The organism is Pelagibacterium sp. H642, from assembly GCF_031202855.1.
Classification (GTDB): domain Bacteria; phylum Pseudomonadota; class Alphaproteobacteria; order Rhizobiales; family Devosiaceae; genus Pelagibacterium.
Map to the genome: position 1 here is coordinate 1,134,313 of NZ_CP101829.1, position 19,722 is coordinate 1,154,034.

Below are 19,722 nucleotides of genomic sequence, written 5' to 3' on the forward strand. Positions count from 1 at the left end.
AAAGAGTACAGCCCGATTTTGCCTATGGCAACAAACGCTTAAGCGCAGCGCGCCAACCTGAGCGGGCGTTTCCGCCACGGGTGCGCGCATATTGAGCAGCCGCAAGCGCGATCGCCTGCGAAAATGACGGATGCGGCACGACCAGCCGTTCGATTTTGTCCAACCCCATCTTCCCGGACATGGCGAGCGCGAGAACCGCGATCAGTTCCTCGGCATGCGGCCCGACAATGCCGGCTCCCAAGATGGTTCCGCGCGGCCCCACCAGCACTTTGACGTGGCCATTGGCCTCGGCTTGCGCATGGGCCGCATCGGTCTGGGAAAAGCCGGCCCGCACCACTTCGAATTTGTTGCCATGACGCGTCCGCGCCTCGGACTCGGTCATCCCGATCCAGGCAATGGCCGGACGGATGTGAACGATGCGGGGCACCACGGCACCATGGCCAGAACGGCCCCCCATCATGGCATCGACGGCCATGTGGGCGCCGTGACGCGCCGCATGCGTTCCAACCTGCCCCGCCGCATCGCCGGCAACGAAGATGCGCCGATTGCTCGTGCGCCCGAACCGGCCCAGTGCGGGCACGTCGCCGGCCATGCGCACCTTCGCCGCGTCGAGCCCCAGCCCGTCGAAATCAGGCCGGCGCCCGGTGGCAAACAGCAAATGGGACCCCACGATGCGATCCTCATTGGGGCCGGCCTTGACGTCCACGGCAATCTCGTCGGCGACCGAAGAGATCGCCACGACGCCGGTGTGCTCGCGCACTTCCAGCCCTTCGGCGCGCAGACGCCGCAACACCGCCTGGGCCATTTCCGGGTCCTGGTCGTCGAGCGGCTCGAGCATTTCGATCAGCGTCACCGGACAGCCGAGCCGCAGGTGGGACTGGGCAAGCGCCAGACCGGTCGCGCCGCCGCCCACAACGATCAGATGGCTGGGGCGCCGCGTCACCTCGAAAATGGTTTCGGGAGTAAAGTAGGGGACGCCATCCAGCCCCGGAACGGTTGGCACGACGGGGCGCGATCCGGTGGCAACGAGAAAATTGGCAGCCCGGATCGCGCGCCCCTCGACCTCGATCGCCGACGGCCCGGTAAAGCGTGCGCGTCCACGCACCACTTCGATTCCCTGGGCTTCAAGGTGCTCGGCCGAGACATTGGGGTTCGCTTCATCGATGGCGGTGCGGATCCTGGTGTTGACCCGGGCAAAGTTGATGCGCGGCTCGTCGGCGCCAACGCCCAGATCCCGCGCGGTGCGGATCGCGTGCGCCCGTTCGGCGGCAGCAGCCAGGGCCTGGGCAGGCAAGGAGCCCCAATTGTGGGACACTCCCCCCAGCTCGCCGCCTTCGACCAGCACGACGCGGGCCTCTCGCGCAGCGGCCTGTTCAGCGGCGGCGATGCCGGCGGGGCCGGCTCCGATGATGCAAAGATCGATCCTCTCGTCCCGCGCCACGCGCCCGCCCTGACCTGTCTCGAATCCCGACTGCTCTATCGCCCCGCTTTTAGCGCGGCGGAAGGCGGCTGGCCAGCGGTCGTGCGCTCATGCAAATGTGCCCGCCGCGCAATTGACTTGGGCAGACCTTTTCCCTATAAGCCGGCCAACCTTTGCCGATGGCCAGGGACTGCTTGTCTCATGCTTTTTTGTGCAAAACCCAGAATTTAACGCATAGCCAAACAAGAGGATCGCGCGGGCGAGCGCGCGATAGACCATCAATGAAGCGTACTTTCCAGCCGAGCAATCTTGTGCGCGCCCGCCGTCACGGCTTCCGTGCCCGCATGGCGACCAAGAACGGCCGCAAGATCATCAATCGCCGCCGCGCGCTCGGTCGCAAGCGGCTCTCGGCCTAAGTCGGCGTTTCGAACCGACGTGCCGGAGATTCCGGCATTGCCGATGCGGCGCCTGAAAAAGCGGGCGCAGTTTCTCAAAGCCGCGCGGGGCAAGAAAATTGCCAGGCGCGGCTTTGTGTTGCAGGCGGTCGCCGTTGCCGATCCGGTTCCAGGTGTGGGATACACCGTCACCAAGAAGACCGGCAACGCACCGGAACGCAACAGGATAAAGCGGCGCCTGCGCGAAGCGGTGCGCGCGAGTTCGGACCGGCTTGTGCCCGGTCATGACTATGTGTTGATCGGGCGGCGCGAAAGCCTCACCCAACCGTTCGACGCGCTGACGCGGGAGCTTGGAAAAGCCCTCGAGCGCGTCCATATACCTCAGGCGCAAGCGCCCAGCGGACATCCAAAGCCATGAACGAAAACAATCGCAACATGATCCTGGCCGTCGTCCTGAGCATGATCGTGCTCTTTGGATGGCAGTTCTTCATCGCCGGCCCGCAACTCGAGCAAGCCCAGCGCCAGGCCGAACTGGCCGCCGAGCAGCAGGCAACCGAGCAATCGGCCGATCTGGCGACGCCAGGAACAGACGGTGCGGCCGCGACATCGGCCGACATGACGGTTTTCGCGACACGAGACGAGGCGCTGGCAGCGACCGACCGCGTGGCTATCGAAACAGGATCGCTTTCGGGTTCGATCAGCCTGACCGGCGCGCGCATCGATGATCTGCACCTCACCCGCTACAACGAAACGCCTGATCCCGATAGCCCCACCATCACCCTGCTCTCTCCGGTCGGCTCCCCCCAGCCCTATTACCTCGAACAGGGCTGGATCGCCCCCTCGGGAAGCAATGTCGCCGTGCCGGACGGGCAGACCGAATGGACGCTTGAGAGCGGCGAAACGCTGACCGCCGATACGCCCATAACGCTCGCCTGGGAAAATGGCGAGGGGCTCATCTTCCGCCGCACGATCAGCGTCGACGAGAACTACATGTTCACCGTCGACCAGAGCGTGGAAAACACCGGCGCGGGCGATGTGTCGCTCTTCCCCTATTCGCGCGTGGCGCGGCTCTACACCCCGCAAACGCAGAATTTCTTCATCCTGCACGAAGGCCCGATCGGCGTTCTGGGCGGCAATCTCATCGAGAGGGGCTACAACTCCCTTCGCGACGAGGAAAACCAGACGATGACCTCCACCGGAGGCTGGCTCGGGTTCACCGATAAATATTGGGCGACGGCAATCGTCCCGCCCCAGGACCAGGCGGTCAACGCCCGCTTCTACTACGGCACCAACACCCCCAGCGGAAACGATTATCGCGCCAATTTCATCACCGAGCAGCCGGTCGTGGTGCCTGCTGGGGGCGGTGCCAGCCATCAGAGCCGAGTCTTTGCCGGCGCCAAGGTGGAATCGATCCTCTCGGGCTACGCCCAAGCCTATGGCATCGAACAGTTCGATCTCTTGATCGACTGGGGCTGGCTGCACTTCATCACCTACCCCATGTTCCTGGCCATCCGCTGGCTCTATGAACTTCTGGGCAATTTCGGCCTCGCCATTTTGGCGGTGACCGTCATCGTCAAGGCGATCTTCTTCCCCCTGGCCAACAAGAGCTATGCCTCGATGGCCAATATGCGGCGCGTTCAGCCCAAGATGAAGGAGATCCAGGAGAAGTATAAGGACGACCGTGCTGCCCAGCAGCAGGCGATGATGGAGCTCTACAAGACCGAAAAGATCAACCCGGTGGCCGGCTGCTGGCCGATCCTCATTCAGATCCCGGTGTTCTTTGCGCTCTATAAGGTTCTGTTCGTCACCATTGAAATGCGGCACGCCCCGTTCTTTGGCTGGATTCAGGATCTTGCGGCGCCCGATCCCACCTCGGTCTTCAACCTTTTCGGCCTGCTGCCTTACGATCCCTCTGTCGTGCCGGTCATCGGCCCGTTCCTGATGCTGGGCATCTGGCCGCTGATCATGGGCGTCACCATGTGGGTGCAGATGCGGTTGAACCCGCCTCCGGCCGATCCCACCCAGGCGATCATCTTCAACTGGATGCCGGTGATCTTCACCTTCATGCTCGCAGGCTTCCCGGCTGGTCTTGTGATCTATTGGGCCTGGAACAACTTCCTCTCGATCGTCCAGCAATGGGTGATCATGAAGCGGCACGGGGTGGAGGTCGACCTTCTGGGCAACATCCGCAATTCGTTCAAGCGCAAGCCCAAGGCCGCCGAATAACGAAAACGAACAAGGGCCGGGAAACCGGCCCTTTCTTTTGGACACCCTGCCAATGACCGACCTGCCCGAAACCGTACGGCTCTTGTTTGCCCGCCCCTGGGTGTTCCTGAAGGGCTGCGTGCGCGTATCCGATCTGCCTGCCGACGACGTCGTGGAGGTCGCCTTTGCCGGGCGCTCCAATGTCGGCAAATCTTCGCTCATTAATGCGCTGGTCGGACAATCCACATTGGCCCGTACTTCCAATACGCCGGGCCGCACGCAAGAGCTCAACCTGTTCGCGCCGGAATGGGGCGGCATCCGGCTGGTCGACATGCCCGGCTACGGCTTTGCCAAGGCGCCTAAGCCAGCGGTCGAAAAGTGGAACAAGCTCATCCACCAGTTCCTGCGCGGCCGCCCCAATCTGCGGCGCGTCTATGTGCTGGTCGATGCCCGCCACGGCCCCAAGGCCAATGACGCCACGGTAATGAACGAATTGGACAAGGCGGCGGTCAGCTACCAGGTCATTCTGACCAAGGCTGACAAGCTCATTGAAAAGGACCTGGGCGGCGTCATCGATGCCACGGCCAAATTCATCGCCAAGCGCCCGGCGGCCCATCCGGAGATCATCGTAACATCGAGCGAGAAGGGCACCGGGATCGACGCTTTGCGCACCGAGATCGCCCGCGTTCGCGAAGGTCTCTAGGCCAGCAAAAAGTTGCTGATCGCCTTGGCCAGAACCGCGCTATCGGAACGCATGCTCATCGATGCGCGCGCGGCCTCGAGCGTCTCCTGGTCGACATTGCCGCGCTGCAGATCGATGAGCGCACTGGCGTAATCGTCGTCGAACTCGGGATGGGGCTGGAACGTCAGCGCCGCACCATTATCGTAGAGCAGCCCGGCATTGGGCGCGAAGGCCGAGCGCAGCACGACCCGCGCCGCCGGTGGTGGGGCGATCACCTGATCCTGGTGCGAGCACGCGATCGACAGAGTAGCGGCCCCCGGCGCGAAATGGGGGCGCGAGGGCACGACCTCATAGGTGTGTCGCCCCAGTCCCCAGCCCTTTTCCGATTTACGGACATCGCCGCCCAACGCGTCGGCGATGATCTGATGGCCAAAGCAGATCCCCACCATTCTGGTGCGCGCCTGATATGCCCGGCGAATGAAATTGCGCAGCGGATTCATCCAGGCGAAATCGTCGTAAACCCCGGCCGGGGAGCCGGTAATCAACACGCTGTCGAGCCCCGCCGGATCGGGAAGCGGAGCGCCTTCCAGAACAGGAACGAAATCGGTCTTTATGCCCGCGCCATGGCGCTCGAACATCGCATTGAACATGTCGGGATAGGATTTGAACCGGGCACGCAGGGGTTCAGGCACGTAGCCGGTTTCGATGATCGTCAGTTTCATGCTGGAACCAGAAAGGAAGGCGCCCGATTCCAACCGCAGGCCGCTGTTCGCGTCAAGCCATCCCCTTGGCTCGGGTTCAAGCCGCGACGAATTTGAGCGCCACGCCGTTGATGCAGTGCCGCTTGCCGGTCGGTTCGGGTCCATCATCGAAGATGTGCCCCAAATGCCCACCGCAATTGGAGCAATGGCATTCGGTACGCACCATCATCAGTGACGTGTCGGTCGATGTGCCCACCGCGCCGGGCAATGCTTCCCAAAAGCTCGGCCAACCCGTGCGGCTGTCATATTTGACGTCCGAAGAATAAAGCGCCTGATCGCACCCGGCGCAGTGATAGGTGCCCGGCTCATAGAATTTGTCCAGCGGGGAGGAGAAGGCATATTCGGTGCCATGCTCGCGCAGCACATAATATTCCTCCTCGCTAAGCCGCTCGCGCCACTCGGCATCGGTCAACTCGAACGGAAAGTCACCCGGATCGGCCGGCGTTGCCGGTCCAAACCCCAGAACGGCGCCACCAGCCAACGCTGAACCGGCGAAAAGGAAAGTGCGGCGATCAAGCATTTATCGAACTCCTGTTTCTCCATTATCCTGCATTGGACCGCGCCGGTCCAATCAACCCCACGTTAGCTTGCGTGCTCCGGCACGTGGATCGGGACTATTCAGGACCGGCGCGATTGAGGTAGAGAGGCAATTGCCCCGAGAGAGGAGTTGCCCTGCCCCATGGCCGATGGACTTGAAAACGCCTACGACGCCGAAGTACTCACCAAGGCGCTGCCCTTCATGCAGCGTTATGAGAACAAGACCGTCGTCATCAAATATGGCGGCCACGCCATGGGCGACGCAGAGCTTGGCAAGGCCTTCGCGCGCGACGTGGCGCTTTTGAAGCAGTCGGGCGTCAACCCCATCGTGGTTCACGGCGGCGGCCCGCAGATCGGGGAAATGCTCAAAAAGCTCGGCATCGAATCGAAGTTCGAAGGCGGGCTGCGCGTCACCGACAAGCGCACCGTCGAGATCGTGGAAATGGTCCTGGCCGGCTCGATCAACAAGGAGATCGTGGCGCTCATCAATGCCGAGGGCGAATGGGCGATCGGACTTTGCGGCAAGGACGGCAACATGGTGTTCGCCGAAAAGGCCAAGAAGACCTATCTCGACCCCGCCTCCAATATCGAGCGCATTCTCGATCTCGGCTTCGTGGGCGAGCCCGTCGAAATCGACCGCACGCTCCTCGATCTCCTCGCCCGTTCGGAGATGATCCCGGTCATCGCCCCGGTCGCACCCGGCCGGGACGGCAATACCTACAACATCAACGCCGACACCTTCGCGGGCGCCATTGCCGGGGCCGTGTTCGCCAAGCGGCTGCTGTTTTTGACAGACGTTCCGGGCGTGCTCGACAAGCAGGGCGAGCTGATCCCCGAACTTTCGGTGCGCGAGGCCCAGCAGCTCATCGCCGACGGCACCATCTCGGGCGGCATGATCCCCAAGGTCGAAACCTGCATCGAAGCGCTCGACCGGGGCGTGGAAGGCGTGGTGATCGTCAACGGCAAGACCCCCCACTCGGTGCTGCTCGAACTCTTCACCGAACATGGTGCGGGTACGCTGATGGTGCGGTAAGGAGCGTGCCGGTCGTTTTCCGCTACCGCGGGTTCCGCTTTCTGTTTTACTCCAATGAAGGCGACCCGCGCGAGCCTGTCCATATTCATGTGGTCAAAGATGGAACCGATGCCAAGTTCTGGCTTTGGCCGGAGGTTATCGTGGCCTATAATGACGGCTTTGATGCAAAGACCCTGCGGGAATTGCTCGTAATCATCGAAAGCCGCAGGACCGAAATCGACAGGGCATGGAATGCATTCTTCGGTACGACCGACTAGCGCGCATTGTGATGACGACTCGCTTTGGGTTACGCTTTCCGACGGCCGCACCATAGGTGCACCGCTCGCCTGGTTTCCGCGCCTGCTCCACGCCACGCCCGAGCAACGCGCCGCCGTCGAGTTGAGTTCGCGCGGCCTCCATTGGGAGCAACTCGACGAGGATATCTCCATCGCCGGCCTGTTGGCTGGGCGTGGCGACGGCACGCGTCCCGCCAAGTCCGACGAGGCGGCGTAACTGACGCTGAAAGTCATTTCCCATTCATCGATTTGCGGCATAATGGGGTCATGAACCAGATGACCCCGCCTGCCCTGGCTTTCGAGCATATCACCGACTGGGTGTTCGATCTCGACAACACGCTCTACCCGCGTGAGTGCAATCTGTTCGCCCAGATCGATACACTCATCACCCAATATGTGATGAATGTCACGCGGCTCGATTTCGAGGCGGCGCGCGAGATGCAGAAGGCCTATTACCGCGATCACGGCACCACGCTCAACGGATTGATGCAGACCTTCGCCATCGATCCCGAGCATTATCTCGCAACGGTCCACGCCATCGATTACTCGCCGGTTCTCGCCCATCCCGAACTGGTCGAGGCGATCGCCGAGCTGCCGGGGCGCAAGTTCATCTTCACCAATGGCAGCACCGCCCATGCCGAAGCCGTGCTGGAGCGGCTTGGCGCGGCGGGATTGTTCGAAGGCATCTTCGACATCAAGGCCGCCAGATACCAGCCCAAGCCGCTCGAAATCGCCTATTCCGATTTTCTCGCCGCCCATGGGGTAGACCCCAGGCGCGCCATCATGTTCGACGATCTCGAAAAGAACCTGCGCGTCCCCCACGCCATCGGCATGGCCACTGTGCAGGTTGTGGCAGGTGCCGGGTTCGCTCATGAGCAATGCGACGCCTGGGAGTTGGGGCGTGGAGATGCTCATGTCCACGTCCACCACGTCACCGATGATCTGGCCGCATTCCTCAAGCGCTGCCGCTGACGCCCTGGCCGGATCGGCTGCCGACGCTTTTTCGCCCGATTGGCGTGATCGAAAAGTCATGCTCGCGCATTACCCTTGGCGCTGGCCGTCTCGCGCGGCAATGCTATAAACGACTTCGTGTCATCGACCGGCCGGGAGGGCCGAACCTTATGGGGACCATCATGCTCAACACCGTCTCGCGTACCACACTCGCCACAGCCGCTTTCGTCGTGATCGGAGCGCATGGCGCCCTGGCGCAGGATGCCACGGCATTCGCCGACAGGCTGGTCGAGACGAGCAAGCTCATGGGCCTCTCGTTCAGTTACGGCTCGGCGACCGCCGAGGGCGATACGGTGACGATTTCCGGCTTCACCTTCGCAGTGCCGGGCGAAGATGAGCCCACCGAGGTTCCTGGTGAAGTGGTCTTCGAAGGCGTTGTCGAAACGCCCGAGGGCGGGTTCACCGCCGAGCTGGCGACCATCGCCGATATCGACTATACCGATGAGGAAGAAGGCATTTCCCTCAGCTTCGCCAATATCGTCGCCGAAGGCATCGTGCTGCCGGCCGAAGTGAACCTGGATGCCGCGCTCGAGATCGGCTTCGAGCTTTACGACCGGTTCTCCGCCGGCCCGCTCACGGTGAGCGGAACGGACGGCACCGAGTTCTTTGCCGTCGACACCATGGAGATCTGGATCGAAGAGCCCGATGCCGAGGGCGGCTACCGCAGCGGCTATTCGGTGGACGGTATCCGGGCCGACCTGAGCGCGATCGAAGATCCCGAAGCCCAACCGGTGATCGAGGCGTTCGGGCTCGAGCAGTTCAGTGCTTCCATGGACGGGCTGGGCACCTGGTGGCCCGAGACCGGCACCCTGGAAATCGAGGACATGTCGTTCATCGTGGACGAATTGGCCACCTTGCGCCTGGCCATGACGCTGGAAGGCTATACGACCGAACTCTACGAAGAGATGATGAAGCTCAACCTCAAGCTCGCCGAAATGGCCGAGGCTGGAGAAGAATTGAGCGAAGAGCAGATGGCTCAGTTCGATGAGGCGATGATGGCCCATATGGCCGATGTCGCACTGGGCGATGGCTCGCTGCGCTATGAGGATGCCTCCCTGTTCAACAAGACCCTGGAATTCGTCGGAGCGCAGCAGGGCGTCGATGGGGAAACCTTCAAGGCCGGCCTGCAATTCATGGTGCCCATGACGCTGGCCGAGGTGGAGGACGAGGATTTCAAGGCGATGGTGACCTCGGCGGTCAACACCTTCATCGCCGATCCGCAGAACTTCACCATTTCGGCCGAACCGGCCGAGCCGATCGCCTTCTCCGAATTCGAAGCGCGCGCCGCCGAAATCGAGGCCGATCCCTTCGTTCTGGTCGATATGCTCAACCTGCGCATTTCGGCAAATGACGAGGCCGCACCGGCCGAATAAACGTTCGGGCGCGGCCGCAAGGCCGCGCCTTTCCACTATCGATCCTACTTCTAGGGGTGAACGACCTCGGGGAGATCGTAGGTCTGGCGCACGATGTCCCAGGCTTCATCGGCGGTATCGACGAACGAAAACAGCTTGAAATCGTCGGGCGAAATCGTGCCCTCCTCGGCCAGCGCCTCGAGGTTGATGACCCGGTTCCAGAACGCCTTGCCGAACAGCAGCAGCGGGATGCGCTCCATGCGTCCGGTCTGGATCAGGGTCAGCGCCTCGAAAAACTCGTCCATGGTGCCGAAGCCACCGGGGAAGATGGCGACTACCCGGGCGCGCATCAGAAAGTGGATTTTGCGCGTCGCGAAATAGTGGAAGTTGAAGGAAAACTGCGGCGTGACATAGAGATTGGGCGCCTGCTCGTGCGGCAGCACGATGTTGTAGCCGATCGAGGGCGCGCCGACATCGGCGGCTCCGCGGTTGCCTGCCTCCATCACGCCGGGTCCGCCGCCCGTCGCCACGACATATTCGGAAAAACCGGTGGTTTTCGAGGTCAGCGAAGCCAATCGGGCAAAGCGCCGGGCCTCGTCGTAATAGACCGAATTCTTTTCCAGATTGGCTTTCGCGATATCGGTCTTGGCCGCCCAGGCGGGCTTGCCGGGCTCGGGAATGCGCGCGCCGCCGAACAGGACGACGGTTGAATTGACGCCGGCCTCGCGCAGGCGCGTCTCGATCTTCTGATATTCGAGCTGAAACCGGACCCCGCGCAAATCCTCACTGGTCAGGAACTCCTCATCGGCAAAGGCCAACCGATAGGCCGGAGACTGCGTCTGGGGTGTTTGCGGCGAATGGCGGACTGCTTCCATATCCTCTTGGGACGAGCGCAGAGAGGAATGGCGTTTGCGGCCCATGGCAGGCTCCTTGTTTGTCGCGACGCGGCTCATAGCTACAGGCCCGGTGTTAAGCGGGGATGGCGGTTTTTCCAAGGGAAAACGGATTTGTTTGGTTCCGGTTTAAGCACGACGAGCCGCCCGACGGCCATGGACCTCGGTTTGCTGCTGATGGATAGACGGCATGGGGCGATGAACGCTCCGCACAGTTAGTTTTAGTATGAAGCTTCCATCGCCCCATGCGTCCGGGATTTTGGGCTTATGGCGGCTTCTCGGGCTGGGGGTTGTTGGGAAACCACCGTTGCCGATGATTTCCCGCTGCCCCTCCGGGTTTCCCCGGTTCGACGTGGGAGTGATTGGATTGGTGGTCCGCTCACACCTTTTATCCACATCCGGCCATCTGTCCGCTTTGGGCCTCCGCTGGGACGACTCCCAACGGACCCGAACCGATCCCGCCCAAACGTTCGTAGCGCTTGCGTCCATATGCGCGGGGTCGTGAGGGGGAGTATGGGGCAAGCGCAGGGGGCGGGGATAAGTTTTTTGCGCCGGTGTTCGTGGAAGCTCAGCGCCCCCCTCATCCCCTGCCATTCGAGCGTAGCTCTCATGGCCTTCTCACCTCCAATCGTGCCACCGGCACGATTGGCCAAAGGACGGTTCGAAGTCTCCCACCAGGGGAGAAGGGGGCTCCTGGGGGAACGTTGCGGCTTGGGCTCAGGCGCTGAGTGTACTGGATCCCGGCTCAAGGCCGGGATGACGGTTGGGGGTGGGGTGATGGTGGGGATAAGCAGTTGGGCTGCCGGAGACCTCGACAATGGAGCGTGGTGAGAGTCGGAGATGGGGCAGCGTCCTACCCTCACCTCCAACGTGTCACCCCGAGCTTGACCCGGGGCAAGGTATGCGCGCCGTTCTCGGCTCTTGCGATGACGCAAGCTCAGCGCCCCCCTCATCCCCGGCCCTTCTCCCACCAGGGGAGAAGGGGCTCTTGGGGGAGCGTTGGGGATAAAAAGCACGGTGTTGTGTTTTCCCTCTTACCCTTCTCCCCTGGTGGGAGAAGGTGGCCGCGAAGCGGTCGGATGAGGGGGGCTCAGCATATCAGCGGCCACCGGCGGTGATTGGTGAAGCTCAGCGCACCCCTCATCCGTCTCGCCCTTCGGGCGATCCACCTTCTCCCTCAAGGGGAGAAGGAGTTCTGGGGAAGCCTTACGGCAAGAGTCTCTTCGCTCGTGGACTCAAGCCTCTCTGTCGTTATCGCCTTCGTCCCCGGACTTGATCCGGAGACGAAGGTGACGAGAGGGAGGCGGGAGAAAGAGCCGGGAGCGGCGGCATACCTTACCCCGGGTCAAGCTAGGGGCGACACCGGTGGGGGTGAGGCAGGGCATTACTCCGTCTTCGGCCCCACAGCGAGCGGCGCGTGCGGGGATTGAGCGCGCCTCAAGGCGCCCAGAATTCCTGCGCCTCGGCGCCAAGGGTTGCGACGAGCTTGTCGAATGCGGGTTCATCCACATGCCGCCGCAGCGCCCATGCGACATCGGCGATGACCGTATCGGGGGAGAAATTGTGGTGCTGTCGGACCAGTTGCACCTCGCGGGTGAGTGTCGGGCGATCGGTCCAGGGCCGGCGGTCATCAAGGTTCCAGTTGGCAACGAAGATGGCCCGCAGCACGGCGGGTAGCAGGTCGGCGAAACGCAAGGCATCCTGAGGATCGAGCCGCGCCCTGAACACCTGGAACACCCCATCGGTCGCCGTATAGGCCACATTGCGCGAGGGTGTATCGAGCCGATCGCGGGCGTCGGTGAGATAGGCCTCGAAATCCTCGGTGGCGTGCTGGTAGATCATGGGGCGCGTCATCGTCGGGCTCCTCAACTGTGGGCATGGGCCCCGGCGATTGAGGGTTCCGTCCCCCCAATGCTTGGGCTATGGTCCGCGCCGAATTCTCCTTCCCCTAGACTCTAGAAGGCCAACACTCCCCATGTCCATGAGCGAGCTTGCCGCAACCATCGATGCCGCATTCGAGGCGCGCGACACCGTCAATTACCAGACCCAGGGCGAAGTCCGCGACGCCGTCAACACGGCGCTCGGGCTGCTCGATTCGGGTGAGGCGCGGGTGGCCGAAAAGGGTGCGGATGGCGAGTGGGTGGTCAACCAGTGGCTCAAAAAGGCCGTGCTTTTAAGCTTCCGCCTCAACGACATGGAAGCCATCCCCGGCGGTCCGGGCGGAGCCAACTGGTGGGACAAGGTGCCCTCCAAGTTCGAAGGTTGGGGCCAAGACCAGTTCCGCCAGGCCGGTTTCCGCGCCGTCCCCGGCGCCATCGTGCGCCGCTCGGCCTTTATCGGCAAGAACGCCATCCTGATGCCGTCCTTCGTCAATCTGGGCGCCTATGTGGACGAGAGCACCATGGTCGACACCTGGGTGACGGTGGGCTCGTGCGCCCAGATCGGCAAGCATGTGCACCTTTCCGGCGGCGTGGGCATTGGCGGCGTGCTCGAGCCCTTGCAAGCCGGCCCGGTGATCATCGAGGATCATTGCTTTATCGGCGCGCGTTCGGAAATCGTCGAAGGCGTTGTGGTCGGCGAAGGCTCGGTCATCTCCATGGGCGTCTTCATCGGCCAATCCACCAAGATCATCGACCGGACCACCGGCGAGGTGTTCTACGGCAAGGTGCCGCCCTATTCGGTGGTGGTGTCCGGTTCCATGCCGGGCAAGCCCCTGCCCGACGGCACGCCCGGCCCCAATCTCTACTGCGCGGTGATCGTCAAGCGGGTCGATGAAAAGACCCGGTCCAAGACCTCGATCAATGACCTGCTGCGCGATTAAGCCCGGACCATGACGCACCCCGCCGTATCGCTTTTGGCCGATCTCATCCGGCGCCCGTCGATCACGCCCGTCGAGGACGGCGTGCTGGACGTGCTCGAAGCCTTTCTCGCCCCGCTCGGCTTTAACTGCACGCGGCTGAAATTCGAAGGCGACGGCTCCTATCCGGTCGACAATCTTTACGCCACGCGCAAGGGCTCGGCCAGTAGCGGGCCGCACCTGCTGTTTGCCGGCCACACCGACGTGGTGCCGCCGGGCGATATCGCGGCCTGGACGCATGATCCGTTCTCGGGCGAGATCGTCGACGGGATGATGTGGGGGCGCGGGGCGACCGACATGAAAAGCGGGGTCGCCGCCTTTTGCGGGGCAATGGCCGAACTCGTTCATTCCGGCGCGCTGGAAAACGGCACGGTCTCTCTGGCCATCACCAATGACGAGGAAGCCGACGCGGTCAACGGCACCAGGAAGATCCTCGAATGGGCCGATGCCAGGGGCGAAAGGTTCGATTTCTCCATCGTGGGCGAGCCCTCCTCGTTCGAGACCTTCGGGGATTCGATCAAGATCGGCCGGCGGGGATCGGTTTCGGGCCGGATCACCGTCACCGGCAAGCAGGGGCACGTCGCCTATCCGCAGCGCGCCAACAATCCCATGCCGGTGGTGGCGGAAATCGCCCGTGCGCTCTATGTGCCGCTCGACGAGGGCACGGCACATTTTCAGCCGACCAATCTCGAAGTCACCTCGATCGATGCCGGCAACCCCACCGCCAACGTCATTCCCGAGCAGGCGAGCCTGCGGTTCAACGTGCGGTTCAACGACAACTGGACCGGCGAAACGCTGCTGGCCGAAATCCACAAACGGCTCGGCGCGGTCGATGCGCGCGGTACGACGATCGGGTTCGAACAGATCGGGCCGGTCTCGCGTTGCTTCATCTCGCCGCCCGAGGGCCATGTGGCTCATCTGTGCGATGTGATGGAGGCCCATAACGGCATCCGGCCGCAGCTTTCAACGATCGGGGGCACATCGGACGCCCGCTTCATTTCGCAATATTGCCCGGTGGTCGAATGCGGGCTGGTGGGCGCCACCATGCATCAGGTCAACGAGCGCGTGCCGGTGGCCGATGTGGAACGGCTGGCCGGGTTCTATGCGCGCTATACCGAGGCCTTCCTGTCGCGGGGGGCGCAATGATCGCCTCGCTTGCCGGATCGCCCATCGCCCTCTACATGTTGGTCAACGCCCTTTAGGATCGATGTTCGTGTCGCAACCCCAGCCCACCCTTATGGAGGAAACCCGCTCCGCGGTTGTCGGATGCTGGCGCCTGATCATCGGCCGGCGTGACGCGCCGGGCTATTTCTTCACCGACCTGCGCGGGCTGGCTTCGAGCTTTATCGCGCTTTTAGCGTCGCTGGTCGTCACCTTCCTCTTTTCGGCCCTGGTGGCGCCGGCGGGCGCGGGCGGCTCGACCTTTGCCGCGTTGGTTCAGAACGCGCTGCTTTATGCCGGCATCATGAGTGCATCGTGGGTGGTGCTGCGGCTGACGGGGCTGACCGACCGTTTCGTCGCCTTCGTTACCGTGGAAAACTGGGTCAACGCCATCGTTTCGGTGATCCTTGCCGTCGTGGCCCTGGTCACCTTCAGCGCGGAATTGATCCTCATCCTTGCCGTCGTCATCGGCTTTCTGGCCCGGATCAACAATGCGCGGCTGGTGGTGGGCATGAAGGCGGGACAGATCGTCATGCTCATCGTCGTCCAGACCATCGGCATGATGATCGCGTTGCTCGCGGTCGGGGCGATCTACGGCCCGGCGCCCACCCCGGAGCTTTGAGCGTGGCCGCCGCTAGCCGCTCGTCGCTGTTCCAGGAAGCCGCCTGGGCCATGGGTGGCACATGGCGGCTGCTGCTGGGGCGGCCGGAAGCTCGAGCCTTTTTCGATTTTTCCCAGCGCGGGCTGGCAGGCAGCTTCATTCCGCTGGTGATCGCCACCGTGGTTCTGGTGGGCTTTATCGGCGCGGGCTCGGCCGGGCAGACCGGGATATCGGCAGCGATGCAGATCTTCATCCTTGGCGCCATCGCCACGCTGCGGTTTTCGGCCTTGCGGATCGTCCTGCCCCGGCTCGACGCGCTGCACGCCTTCCGCCCCTATATGGTGGCAAGCAATTGGGCCAGCGCCATTCTGTTCGCCGCGATGATGGCCGTCACCTTCGGGGGCGTTTTCGTCGCCGCATTGATCCTGGGCCCGGCATCGGGGTCAGCGCTGGTGGAAATGGTGCTGGCGCTTTGGGGGGCGGTAGGCTTCGCGCTGCTGGTCATCGAGATCAACATCCTGCGCATCGTGGCCCGGCTGGGCGCCGCCGAAATCGTGCTGGCGCTCGCCGCGCAGCTCTTTACCATCCTTGCCGGCCTCTATCTCATCGGCCAGATTTTTCAGGGATAGTCGACGCGCATCAGGTAGAGCCCGGCTGCAGGCGCCATGGGGCCGCAACGGGCGCGGTCCCTGGCCTTGAGCGCTTCCTTGAGATCATCGGCGCTCCAGCGTCCCTCGCCCACGAGCTTGAGCGACCCGGTCATCGAGCGCACCTGATGGTGCAGGAAGGAACGGGCCGATGTGGTGATGACGATCGCATCTCCCTCGCGGGTCACATTGAGCTTGTCGAGGGTGCGGAGGGGCGAGTTGGCCTGGCACTGGGCGGAGCGGAAGGTGGTGAAATCGTGCCGCCCCACCAGAACCTGGGCAGCCCGATCCATGGCCCCGGCGTCCAGGGGCACCGGCACGTGCCAGACCTTGTGCTCCTCGATGGCGGGCCGGGCGCGGCGGTTGAGGATGCGATACTCATAGTGCCGGGCGGTCGCTGAAAATCGTGCCTCGAAATCCCCGCCTACGTCCTCGCAGGCTAGAATGGCGATCGGATGGGGGCGCAGATGGTAATTGAGGGCTTCGGAGATGCGGAAGGGATCCCAGGCGCGGGTGAGGTCGAAATGGGCGACCTGGCCGCGCGCGTGAACGCCGGCGTCGGTGCGCCCGGCGGTCTGGGTGCGAACCGCTTCGCCGGAGAATTTCTCGATTGCCTCTTCGAGCGCTTCCTGGATGGACATCGCATCGGCCTGGCGTTGCCAGCCCACGAAGGGGGTTCCGTCATATTCGATGGTGAGTTTATAGCGGGGCATCTAGCCCACCGTCTTGCCCGTGAGATCGCCCGCGCCGCGCAGGAAGGCCTCGGCGTCCATGGCGCCCTTGCCCTCGCGCTGGACCTGGGCGAGGCGCACGGCGCCGGTGCCGCAGGCGATGGTGAGGCCGGAGAGGACGGTGCCGGGCGCGCCCTGCCCCTGGGCAAGCGTCGAGCGCAGCGCCTTGACGCGCACCGGCTTGCCGCCCAGTTCGATCTCGAACCAGGCGCCGGGGAAGGGCGAGAGGCCGCGAATATGGTTGTGCACCTCGGCCGCGGGACGGGAGAAGTCGATCCGGGCTTCGGCCTTTTCGATCTTTTTGGCGTAGGTGATGCCGGTTTCGGGCTGGGGGGTGAAATCGAGACCGTCGCGTTCGAGGGCGGCTAGGGCGCGGCCCATGAGATCGGCGCCGCGGCGCATCATTTCGTCGTGGAGTTCGCCGGCGGTCATGTCCGGGCCGATGGGAATTTCCTCGACGAGGCCGACGGGGCCGGTGTCCAGCCCCTCCTCCATCTTCATCACCGAAGCGGCGGTGCGGGTGTCACCCGCCATCACGGCCCGCTGGATGGGCGCGGCGCCACGCCAGCGCGGCAGGAGCGAGCCGTGGAGGTTGAGGCAGCCCTTTTCCGGCGCCTCGAGAATGGCCGGAGGCAGCAGCAGGCCATAGGCGACAACGACTGCCACCTCGGCGCCAAGGGCGGCGAAGGTCGCGACATCGGCGGGATCGCGGAAGTTTTTGGGCGTGAAGACGGGAATGCCGAACTCTTCGGCGGCGAGATGAACCGGCGATCTGCGCTCGGATTGCCCGCGACCGGCTGGCTTGGGCGCGCGCGTGTAGCAGGCGATGACCTCATGGCCGCGCATGACGATTTCGGTCAGCGTGGGCACGGCGAAGTCGGGGGTGCCCATGAAGACCACCTTCATCATCGATCTCCTGATGATCTAGCTGGCGAGCCGCGCCCGCTTCTGGAATTTCTTGTTCACGCGGTCACGCTTCAGGCGCGAGAGATAATCGATATAGAGCACGCCATCGAGGTGGTCGATCTCGTGCTGCATGCAGACGGCAAGCCTGCCGGTGGCGTGGCGGGTGACTTCCTCGCCCTCGGGTGTCCAGTATTTGACCGTTACCTCGGCAGGACGCTCGACCTCGTAATAGAGTTCGGGGATCGAAAGGCAGCCCTCTTCGGACACCGCCGTCTCCTCGCTCAATCCCACGATCTCGGGATTGATCATGGCGATCTTGCCGGAATCGGGGTTTTCCTCGTCGGCCAGATCGATGACCACGACGCGCTTCATATAGCCGATCTGCGGACCTGCCAGCCCAACACCGGGGGCATCGTACATGGTCTCGAACATGTCCTCGACGGTCTTTTTGAGTTCGTCGTCGAACGCCTCCACGGGCTCGGCCACCTTGCGCAGCAGAGGATCGGGCAGGATGAGGATTTCGCGTACGGCCATCGGATACTCTTTCGGTTGAAGCGCACTGGTTAATCCACGCGGGCAGGCGCGGTCAAGCAAAGCGGATATGGGAGCGCGCGAATCAGATAACAAGAACATTATGGAAACAGTGCTCTTCACGCTGGGCGGCGTGCCCATCACCATCATCGAAGCCCTGGCCGGCGGGTTGGGGCTGGCGGTGTTGCTGCTCATCGTGCTTTTGATCAGCCAGTCGCGCGCGGCGCGGCAGCGCGAAGAACAGGCGGCCCTGGACGCGGCGCGCACCGCCGAGATGGAGCGGCACATGGCCGACATGATGCGCATCCAGTCGGAAATGACCGGGCGCATGCAGACCATGAGCGAGATTTTCGGCACCCGCACCTCGGATCTGGCGCGGGTCTTGACCGAGCGGATCGACGCCAATTCGCATCGGGTCAATCAATCGATGACCGAAACCCGCACCAAGACCGAGGAAACACTGACCAAGCTCAACGAGCGGCTGGCGGTGATCGACAGGGCACAGACCAACATCACCCAGCTTTCGGGCGAGATCGTCTCGCTGCAATCGATCCTTGCCAACAAGCAGCAGCGCGGCGCTTTTGGGCAGGGGCGGATGGAGGCGATCATCGCCGATGGGCTGGCGATGGGCGCCTATTCGTTCCAGTCGACGCTTTCGAACAATTCGCGTCCCGATGCGCTGATCCACATGCCAAACGGCGCGCCCTCGCTGGTGATCGATGCCAAGTTCCCGCTCGAAGGCTGGCAGCGGATTTCCGAGGCGGAAACGCCCGAGGCGGTGCGTGCGGCGATGGCCGCGTTCCGCAGCGATTGTGCAACCCATATTAAGGCGATTTCGGAAAAATACCTGATCGCCGGGGAAACCCAGGACACCGCTTTCATGTTCGTGCCCTCGGAATCGATCTTTGCCGATCTGCACGAGCGGTTCGAGGATGTGGTGCAGAGGGCGGCGCGGGCGCGGGTGGTGATCGTTTCGCCCTCGCTGCTGATGCTCTCGATCCAGGTGGTCCAGGCGTTGCTGCGCGACGTGCGCATGCGCGAGCAGGCCCACATCATCCAAAAAGAGGTCATCGCACTGCTCGAGGACGTCAACCGGCTCAACGACCGGGTGACCAAGCTCAAGACCCACTTCACCCAGACGCAGGCCGACGTGGACCAGATCCTGATTTCGACCGGCAAAGTGACCAAGCGCGGCGAGAGGATCGAAGCTCTCGAATTCGAGGACGAGCGCCCTTCCCTTCTGGAATGATCGGCAACCCTTAAAGGGGTGCTCGCGTTGGCATCAAAACAGCACTGCCAAGGAGTACCGTCATGGCCGAACATCCCCACGAGGGCCGCGTCGTTCCCGTCGATCAGGCCATGGGTGACGATGCCAATCCGCTCGCCGCGCTGATGCCGATGAGCCTCGATGAGATCAACGACTATCTTTACGACGAAAGCCGGCCCGCCGAAGAGCGCCTCGATCGGCTTCGCGAAATCCGGGACAATCTGGCCGGGCTGGAAGCCTCCGACGTGGGCAGCGATGTCGACGCCCTGCGCGACGAAGTCGCCGCGGCCATCGCTTCGCTGGAAGGGGCCGAGCTTTCGGCGCCCGACGATGCGGCGACCAGCTTCGATCCAGCCGACCATATCGAAGCGCAATCGCCCGATGACGAGGATACGATCACCCGTATCACGGGCGAGGAGGACGCCGAAGACGACCAGAGCCGGCAGCGCTGACAGCG

At 63.2% G+C, this 19,722-nt stretch carries 23 protein-coding genes; 15 read left to right on the plus strand and 8 right to left on the minus strand.

Annotated features, from left to right (window positions below):
- Positions 1-22 precede the first annotated feature (22 nt).
- On the minus strand, positions 23-1,441 hold the full coding sequence (locus NO934_RS05590) for an NAD(P)/FAD-dependent oxidoreductase (RefSeq protein ID WP_309162819.1): 1,419 nt from the start codon (positions 1,439-1,441) through the stop codon (positions 23-25).
- A gap of 260 nt (positions 1,442-1,701) precedes the next feature.
- Here NO934_RS05590 and rpmH point away from each other — a divergent pair, with 260 nt between their 5' ends.
- From rpmH to yihA, 4 genes are all read left to right on the plus strand, one after another.
- Positions 1,702-1,836, plus strand: coding sequence for a 50S ribosomal protein L34 (gene rpmH, locus NO934_RS05595; protein ID WP_309162820.1), 135 nt, complete (start codon positions 1,702-1,704; stop codon positions 1,834-1,836).
- A gap of 43 nt (positions 1,837-1,879) precedes the next feature.
- The gene (gene rnpA, locus NO934_RS05600; RefSeq protein ID WP_309163656.1) at positions 1,880-2,233 is read left to right on the plus strand and encodes a ribonuclease P protein component; all 354 of its coding nucleotides are present in this window, start codon (positions 1,880-1,882) and stop codon (positions 2,231-2,233) included.
- Positions 2,230-4,041 (plus strand): membrane protein insertase YidC, encoded by a 1,812-nt coding sequence (yidC, locus tag NO934_RS05605; protein WP_309162821.1) that lies wholly within the window; start codon positions 2,230-2,232, stop codon positions 4,039-4,041. The genes rnpA and yidC overlap by 4 nt, the downstream gene beginning before the upstream one ends.
- 61 nt (positions 4,042-4,102) lie before the next feature.
- Positions 4,103-4,723, plus strand: a complete 621-nt coding sequence (gene yihA / locus NO934_RS05610) for a ribosome biogenesis GTP-binding protein YihA/YsxC (protein ID WP_309163657.1) — start codon at positions 4,103-4,105, stop codon at positions 4,721-4,723.
- On the opposite strand, the gene NO934_RS05615 is transcribed toward yihA, so the two are convergent.
- Together NO934_RS05615 and msrB are read right to left on the minus strand one after the other, a co-directional pair.
- A complete protein-coding gene (locus NO934_RS05615; RefSeq protein ID WP_309162822.1) occupies positions 4,720-5,424 on the minus strand; it encodes a type 1 glutamine amidotransferase in 705 nt (234 codons plus the stop codon). The two genes, yihA and NO934_RS05615, sit on opposite strands and share 4 nt — an antisense overlap.
- A gap of 76 nt (positions 5,425-5,500) precedes the next feature.
- Positions 5,501-5,983 (minus strand): peptide-methionine (R)-S-oxide reductase MsrB, encoded by a 483-nt coding sequence (gene msrB / locus NO934_RS05620; protein ID WP_309162823.1) that lies wholly within the window; start codon positions 5,981-5,983, stop codon positions 5,501-5,503.
- 159 nt (positions 5,984-6,142) lie between these two features.
- On the opposite strand from msrB, the gene argB reads away from it, so the two are divergent.
- From argB to NO934_RS05645, 5 genes are all read left to right on the plus strand, one after another.
- Positions 6,143-7,033, plus strand: coding sequence for an acetylglutamate kinase (argB, locus tag NO934_RS05625; RefSeq protein WP_309162825.1), 891 nt, complete (start codon positions 6,143-6,145; stop codon positions 7,031-7,033).
- A 5-nt stretch (positions 7,034-7,038) separates the two neighbouring features.
- Positions 7,039-7,290, plus strand: coding sequence for a DUF4160 domain-containing protein (locus NO934_RS05630; protein ID WP_309162828.1), 252 nt, complete (start codon positions 7,039-7,041; stop codon positions 7,288-7,290).
- Entirely contained in the window at positions 7,265-7,525 is a 261-nt protein-coding gene (locus tag NO934_RS05635) for a DUF2442 domain-containing protein (protein ID WP_309162830.1), read from the plus strand. The genes NO934_RS05630 and NO934_RS05635 overlap by 26 nt, the downstream gene beginning before the upstream one ends.
- A 50-nt stretch (positions 7,526-7,575) precedes the next feature.
- Positions 7,576-8,280 (plus strand): pyrimidine 5'-nucleotidase, encoded by a 705-nt coding sequence (locus NO934_RS05640; protein ID WP_309162832.1) that lies wholly within the window; start codon positions 7,576-7,578, stop codon positions 8,278-8,280.
- A gap of 149 nt (positions 8,281-8,429) precedes the next feature.
- The gene (locus NO934_RS05645; RefSeq protein ID WP_309162833.1) at positions 8,430-9,692 is read left to right on the plus strand and encodes a hypothetical protein; all 1,263 of its coding nucleotides are present in this window, start codon (positions 8,430-8,432) and stop codon (positions 9,690-9,692) included.
- Between the two features lie 50 nt (positions 9,693-9,742).
- Here NO934_RS05645 and NO934_RS05650 read toward each other — a convergent pair whose 3' ends face one another.
- Together NO934_RS05650 and NO934_RS05655 are read right to left on the minus strand one after the other, a co-directional pair.
- Positions 9,743-10,591: an LOG family protein gene (locus NO934_RS05650; RefSeq protein WP_375143275.1), complete on the minus strand. Its 849-nt coding sequence runs from the start codon at positions 10,589-10,591 to the stop codon at positions 9,743-9,745.
- A 1,410-nt stretch (positions 10,592-12,001) separates the two neighbouring features.
- Complete coding sequence (locus NO934_RS05655) at positions 12,002-12,418, minus strand: DUF2267 domain-containing protein (RefSeq protein WP_309162834.1); 417 nt, start codon at positions 12,416-12,418, stop codon at positions 12,002-12,004.
- Positions 12,419-12,539: 121 nt separating this feature from the next.
- On the opposite strand from NO934_RS05655, the gene dapD reads away from it, so the two are divergent.
- From dapD to NO934_RS05675, 4 genes are all read left to right on the plus strand, one after another.
- Positions 12,540-13,385 carry a 2,3,4,5-tetrahydropyridine-2,6-dicarboxylate N-succinyltransferase gene (gene dapD / locus NO934_RS05660; protein ID WP_309162835.1) on the plus strand — a complete coding sequence of 282 codons (846 nt, stop codon included), beginning with the start codon at positions 12,540-12,542 and terminating at the stop codon, positions 13,383-13,385.
- A gap of 9 nt (positions 13,386-13,394) precedes the next feature.
- The gene (gene dapE, locus NO934_RS05665) at positions 13,395-14,567 is read left to right on the plus strand and encodes a succinyl-diaminopimelate desuccinylase (protein ID WP_309162838.1); all 1,173 of its coding nucleotides are present in this window, start codon (positions 13,395-13,397) and stop codon (positions 14,565-14,567) included.
- Positions 14,568-14,634: 67 nt separating this feature from the next.
- A complete protein-coding gene (locus tag NO934_RS05670) occupies positions 14,635-15,204 on the plus strand; it encodes a hypothetical protein (protein WP_309162840.1) in 570 nt (189 codons plus the stop codon).
- Between the two features lie 2 nt (positions 15,205-15,206).
- Complete coding sequence (locus tag NO934_RS05675; protein ID WP_309162841.1) at positions 15,207-15,812, plus strand: hypothetical protein; 606 nt, start codon at positions 15,207-15,209, stop codon at positions 15,810-15,812.
- Here the strand turns inward: NO934_RS05675 and truA are convergent.
- The 3 genes from truA to def are packed head-to-tail and all read right to left on the minus strand — an operon-like array spanning position 15,803 to position 18,001.
- Complete coding sequence (truA, locus tag NO934_RS05680; RefSeq protein WP_309162843.1) at positions 15,803-16,543, minus strand: tRNA pseudouridine(38-40) synthase TruA; 741 nt, start codon at positions 16,541-16,543, stop codon at positions 15,803-15,805. The genes NO934_RS05675 and truA overlap by 10 nt on opposite strands.
- Entirely contained in the window at positions 16,544-17,467 is a 924-nt protein-coding gene (gene fmt, locus NO934_RS05685) for a methionyl-tRNA formyltransferase (protein ID WP_309162844.1), read from the minus strand. It lies immediately after the preceding gene.
- A gap of 18 nt (positions 17,468-17,485) precedes the next feature.
- Positions 17,486-18,001 carry a peptide deformylase gene (def, locus tag NO934_RS05690; RefSeq protein WP_309162845.1) on the minus strand — a complete coding sequence of 172 codons (516 nt, stop codon included), beginning with the start codon at positions 17,999-18,001 and terminating at the stop codon, positions 17,486-17,488.
- Between the two features lie 100 nt (positions 18,002-18,101).
- Here def and NO934_RS05695 point away from each other — a divergent pair, with 100 nt between their 5' ends.
- Both NO934_RS05695 and NO934_RS05700 read left to right on the plus strand, forming a co-directional pair.
- Positions 18,102-19,247: a DNA recombination protein RmuC gene (locus tag NO934_RS05695; RefSeq protein ID WP_309162847.1), complete on the plus strand. Its 1,146-nt coding sequence runs from the start codon at positions 18,102-18,104 to the stop codon at positions 19,245-19,247.
- Between the two features lie 62 nt (positions 19,248-19,309).
- Positions 19,310-19,717 carry a hypothetical protein gene (locus tag NO934_RS05700; RefSeq protein WP_309162849.1) on the plus strand — a complete coding sequence of 136 codons (408 nt, stop codon included), beginning with the start codon at positions 19,310-19,312 and terminating at the stop codon, positions 19,715-19,717.
- The last annotated feature ends 5 nt before the right edge of the window (positions 19,718-19,722 follow it).

Excerpts from the sequence above, each read along its gene's own strand:
- rpmH (WP_309162820.1), top strand. The coding sequence starts at position 1,702 with ATGAAGCGTACTTTCCAGCCGAGCAATCTTGTGCGCGCCCGCCGTCAC.
- rnpA (WP_309163656.1), top strand. The coding sequence starts at position 1,880 with ATGCGGCGCCTGAAAAAGCGGGCGCAGTTTCTCAAAGCCGCGCGGGGC.
- yidC (WP_309162821.1), top strand. The coding sequence starts at position 2,230 with ATGAACGAAAACAATCGCAACATGATCCTGGCCGTCGTCCTGAGCATG.
- NO934_RS05615 (WP_309162822.1), bottom strand. The coding sequence starts at position 5,424 with ATGAAACTGACGATCATCGAAACCGGCTACGTGCCTGAACCCCTGCGT.
- msrB (WP_309162823.1), bottom strand. The coding sequence starts at position 5,983 with ATGCTTGATCGCCGCACTTTCCTTTTCGCCGGTTCAGCGTTGGCTGGT.
- argB (WP_309162825.1), top strand. The coding sequence starts at position 6,143 with ATGGCCGATGGACTTGAAAACGCCTACGACGCCGAAGTACTCACCAAG.
- NO934_RS05635 (WP_309162830.1), top strand. The coding sequence starts at position 7,265 with ATGCATTCTTCGGTACGACCGACTAGCGCGCATTGTGATGACGACTCG.
- NO934_RS05640 (WP_309162832.1), top strand. The coding sequence starts at position 7,576 with ATGAACCAGATGACCCCGCCTGCCCTGGCTTTCGAGCATATCACCGAC.
- NO934_RS05645 (WP_309162833.1), top strand. The coding sequence starts at position 8,430 with ATGGGGACCATCATGCTCAACACCGTCTCGCGTACCACACTCGCCACA.
- NO934_RS05650 (WP_375143275.1), bottom strand. The coding sequence starts at position 10,591 with ATGGGCCGCAAACGCCATTCCTCTCTGCGCTCGTCCCAAGAGGATATG.
- NO934_RS05655 (WP_309162834.1), bottom strand. The coding sequence starts at position 12,418 with ATGACGCGCCCCATGATCTACCAGCACGCCACCGAGGATTTCGAGGCC.
- dapD (WP_309162835.1), top strand. The coding sequence starts at position 12,540 with ATGTCCATGAGCGAGCTTGCCGCAACCATCGATGCCGCATTCGAGGCG.
- dapE (WP_309162838.1), top strand. The coding sequence starts at position 13,395 with ATGACGCACCCCGCCGTATCGCTTTTGGCCGATCTCATCCGGCGCCCG.
- truA (WP_309162843.1), bottom strand. The coding sequence starts at position 16,543 with ATGCCCCGCTATAAACTCACCATCGAATATGACGGAACCCCCTTCGTG.
- fmt (WP_309162844.1), bottom strand. The coding sequence starts at position 17,467 with ATGAAGGTGGTCTTCATGGGCACCCCCGACTTCGCCGTGCCCACGCTG.
- def (WP_309162845.1), bottom strand. The coding sequence starts at position 18,001 with ATGGCCGTACGCGAAATCCTCATCCTGCCCGATCCTCTGCTGCGCAAG.
- NO934_RS05695 (WP_309162847.1), top strand. The coding sequence starts at position 18,102 with ATGGAAACAGTGCTCTTCACGCTGGGCGGCGTGCCCATCACCATCATC.
- NO934_RS05700 (WP_309162849.1), top strand. The coding sequence starts at position 19,310 with ATGGCCGAACATCCCCACGAGGGCCGCGTCGTTCCCGTCGATCAGGCC.